Source organism: Microbacterium sp. B19 (assembly GCF_000333395.1).
Lineage (GTDB): Bacteria > Actinomycetota > Actinomycetes > Actinomycetales > Microbacteriaceae > Microbacterium.
The window spans coordinates 1-3,650 of record NZ_BADA01000496.1; the positions used below are offsets into that span (position 1 = coordinate 1).

General features: G+C 72.3%; 4 protein-coding genes and 1 pseudogene. All 5 read left to right on the forward strand.

The window, feature by feature from the left end; genetic code table 11:
• Window positions 1-432: copper resistance CopC family protein (locus I5G_RS23225; RefSeq protein ID WP_036329064.1), on the forward strand; the 432-nt coding region annotated here is incomplete at its 5' end.
• Between the two features lie 10 nt (window positions 433-442).
• Window positions 443-979 (forward strand): copper chaperone PCu(A)C, encoded by a 537-nt coding sequence (locus tag I5G_RS23230; protein ID WP_022880169.1) that lies wholly within the window; start codon window positions 443-445, stop codon window positions 977-979.
• Window positions 979-2,202, forward strand: coding sequence for a Dyp-type peroxidase (locus I5G_RS17185; protein ID WP_022880170.1), 1,224 nt, complete (start codon window positions 979-981; stop codon window positions 2,200-2,202). The genes I5G_RS23230 and I5G_RS17185 overlap by 1 nt, the downstream gene beginning before the upstream one ends.
• Window positions 2,199-2,840 (forward strand): annotated as a pseudogene (locus I5G_RS26925) (PepSY-associated TM helix domain-containing protein); the annotation flags it as partial. The gene I5G_RS17185 and the pseudogene I5G_RS26925, both read left to right, overlap by 4 nt.
• A 20-nt stretch (window positions 2,841-2,860) precedes the next feature.
• Window positions 2,861-3,625, forward strand: coding sequence for a PepSY domain-containing protein (locus tag I5G_RS26930; RefSeq protein WP_306305795.1), 765 nt, complete (start codon window positions 2,861-2,863; stop codon window positions 3,623-3,625).
• The last annotated feature ends 25 nt before the right edge of the window (window positions 3,626-3,650 follow it).

Below are 3,650 nucleotides of genomic sequence, written 5' to 3' on the forward strand. Positions count from 1 at the left end.
CTGCCGAGTGCTCCCGATGAGATCTCGCTGAGATTCTCGGCCGACGTCATGGACGTCGGTGCACAGGTGATCGTCGCCGACGGCGACGGCACCGACTGGGTGGCGGCCGACCCCGTCGTGGCATCCGGGACAGTCTCGGTGCTCCTCGAGAGCGGAATGCCGATCGCCGGATACGAGGTGCGCTGGCGCGTCGTCTCGGCCGACGGCCACCCCATCTCGGGGGTCATCCCGTTCACGGTCGGAGATGCCGTACCGCTCGAACGCGCCGCGGCCTCGGCAGAACCCTCCCCGGAGGCGGCCCCCGCCTCCACCGGCGACGCGGGAGTCCCGCGCGTCGTCGTCATCGCCGCGATCGGGGCGGGCCTCGCGCTCGCCGTGTTCGCCGTCGTCCTCCTCCTCCGCCGTCGCGCCGGGCGCGACGCACAGCCCTGAAAGGCTTCTCATGTCAACCATTCGCACCTCCTCCTCCCTGCGCTTCGGCGCTCTCGCCCTCGCCGCGGTCTTCGCCCTCTCGGGGTGCTCCTCGACCGCCCCCGCCCCGGCCGCCCCCGGGTCCGACGCGTTCTCGACGAGCGACGTCTGGGTCAAGGCCGCCGACGCCGGGATGAGCGCCGGCTTCGGGGAGCTCCGTAACGACGGCGACAGCGACCTCACGGTCGTCTCGGCCACCAGCCCCGCCACCTCGGCGATGGAACTGCACGAGACCGTGCAGAACGAATCCGGCCAGATGGTCATGCGCCCGATCGAGGGCGGCTTCGTCATCCCCGCCCATGGGTCGATCACCCTCGAACCCGGCGGCAACCACCTCATGTTCATGGACGTCACGTCGCCGTTGCGCGTCGGCGACGAGACCACGATCACCCTGACCTTCGCGGACGATTCCACCGCGCAGATCACCGCCCCCGTGAAGGAGTTCGCCGGCGCGAACGAGAACTACGAGGGCGACATGGACATGGGCTCCTCGGAGTCGGGTCACTGATGGCTCGTCGCGATCGACCCGCTCCGGGCGGTCGCGGCCTCGGCCGGCGGGGGTTCCTTCTCGGGGGAGCCGTCGCCGGCGCGGGGGCCGTCGCCGCGATCGGCATCGACGCGGCCGTCTCGGCGGGAGCGACGGATGCCGCGGCCTCGACGCCATTGAACGGCGACGTCGTCGTGCCCTTCCACGGCGCGCACCAGGCGGGGATCGACACGGATGCCCAGGCACACGTCTCGCTCGTCGGGCTCGACCTGCGGGGCGACACCGACCGTGACGCCCTTCGTCGTCTCATGCGGCTGCTCACGGACGACGCCGTGCGCCTGACGAGGGGGCAGGGTGCTCTTGCCGACACCGAGCCGGAGCTCGCGGGATCGCCCGCGCGTCTGACGGTGACATTCGGGTTCGGCCCCGGGTTCGTCGCGCGCGCCCAGGCCCCGGCGCCGGAATGGCTGCGCCCCCTGCCGGCGTTCACGATCGACCGGCTCCGGCCCGAGTTCGGCGACGGCGACCTGCTCCTGCAGATCGCCGCCGACGACCCGGTGACCGTCGCCCACGCCACCCGGATGCTCCTTAAGGACGCGCGCGCGTTCGCCGCGCCGCGCTGGGTGCAGCAGGGCTTCCGGCGGGCGCACGGCACCGTGCGACCGGGCACCACCATGCGCAACCTGTTCGGCCAGGTCGACGGCACCGCCAACCCGGTGCCCGGGACGACCGGGTTCGACGAGGTCGTGTGGGCGCGCGAGGGGTGGCTCGCGGGAGGCACCGGCATGGTCGTGCGCCGCATCGCGATGGACCTCGACAAATGGGACCGCCTGGACCGGTCCGGCCGGGACCAGGCGGTCGGCCGCACCCAGGCCACCGGCGCGCCGCTCACCGGGACGGACGAGTTCGACGAGCCCGACTTCGCGGCCAAGGATGCCATCGGCTTCCCCGTCATCCCGGAGTTCTCGCACGTGCGGCGTTCCCGGTCCGACGACCCCGCGCAGCGCATCTTCCGCCGCGGCTACAACTACGACGACGCGCCGCCGACGAACGCGCTCTCGGGCCCGGGACTGCTGTTCGTCTCGTTCCAGGCCGACATCGATCGGCAGTTTGTCCCCCTGCAGTGTCGACTCGACGAGCTCGACCTGCTCAACGAATGGACGACCCCCATCGGGTCGGCCGTTTTCGCTCTTCCGCCCGGCTGCGCCGAGGGCGGATTCATCGGAGAAGGAATCCTGTCATGACCACCACCGACGCCGATCAGGCGCCCGCCCCCGCGGTATCCGACCCCTCGCCTCCCCGTGTCCGGAAAGGCTGGTTCGCGGCCCTCCTGCGCCGCCTGCACTTCTACGCCGGGGTGCTCGTGGGGCCGTTCATCCTCGTCGCGGCGCTGAGCGGGGCGCTGTACGCAATCACGCCGACGCTCGATCGCATCGTGTACGCGCACGAGCTGACGGCGCCGTCGACCGCCGTGCCACTGCCGCTGGCCGATCAGATCGTCGCCGCCGAGAGGTACGTCGGCGGCGACGCGACCCCCGTCGCCGTGCGGCCCGCACCCGAACCGGGGGCGACGACGCGCGTCATGTTCGCCGACCCCTCCCTCGGCGCCAGCGAGACTCGCGCGATCTTCGTCGACCCGGGATCCGCCGAGATCCGCGGCGACCTCACCGCGTACGGCACGAGTGGCGCCCTGCCCGTTCGCACCTGGGTGAGCGATCTGCACCGGAACCTCCACCTCGGCGAGCTCGGACGGTGGTACAGCGAGCTGGCGGCATCCTGGCTCGGGATCGTCGCCCTCGCCGGGCTCGGCCTGTGGATCGGGCGGATGCGCCGCGCTCGTCGCGGCCGCGCCGACCTCGTGCGCCCGAACCGCTCCTACAAGGGCTACCGCGGACTGTTCGGGTGGCACTCGTCGATCGGCGTGTGGGTCGTCGTCGGGGCCGTTTCCTCTCGGCGACGGGCATCACATGGTCGACGTTCGCGGGCGCGAACGTCGCCGATCTGCGTGCCGCCGTCGGCGGCGGCACCCCGGCGCTGTCTACCTCGCTCGTGGGGGAGGCGGCCACGGGCGGTGACCACGCGCACCACGGCGGGGCCGCATCGACGCCGACGGGCGCGGCGAACCCCGCGACGTTCGACGCCGTGCTCGCCATCGCCCAGCGCATCAACGTCAACACGGCGCAGGTGGAGATCAAGCCTCCCGCCGCCCCCGGGAAGGCGTGGGTCGTGCAGGAGATCCAGCGCAGCTTCCCGACCGAGGTGGATGCCGTCGCGATCGACGGTTCCACCATGCGGGTGACCGACCGCATCGACTTCGCCGATTTCCCGCTCCTGGCGAAGCTGTCGCGCTGGGGCATCGACACCCACATGGGATCGATGTTCGGGTGGGCGAACCAGCTGGTGCTGCTGGCGCTGGCTCTGGGGATCGCGACGCTGGTCGGTCTCGGCTACGCGATGTGGTGGAGGCGTCGGCCGACGCGGGGGTTCGCCGCGGCCCCCGCGCGCGGGGTGCTGCGCGACGCGCCCTGGTGGGGGATCGTCCTGGTGTTCGCCGGAGCGGTCGGGCTCGGCCTGCTCCTCCCGTTCGTCGGCTACACGCTCGCCGCGTTCGTCGTGCTCGACTCGATCCTCGGGCTCGTGCAGCGACGGCGCCCGCAGGCCGGGTAGCAGCCGGGGTCAGTCCTCGTCGGGG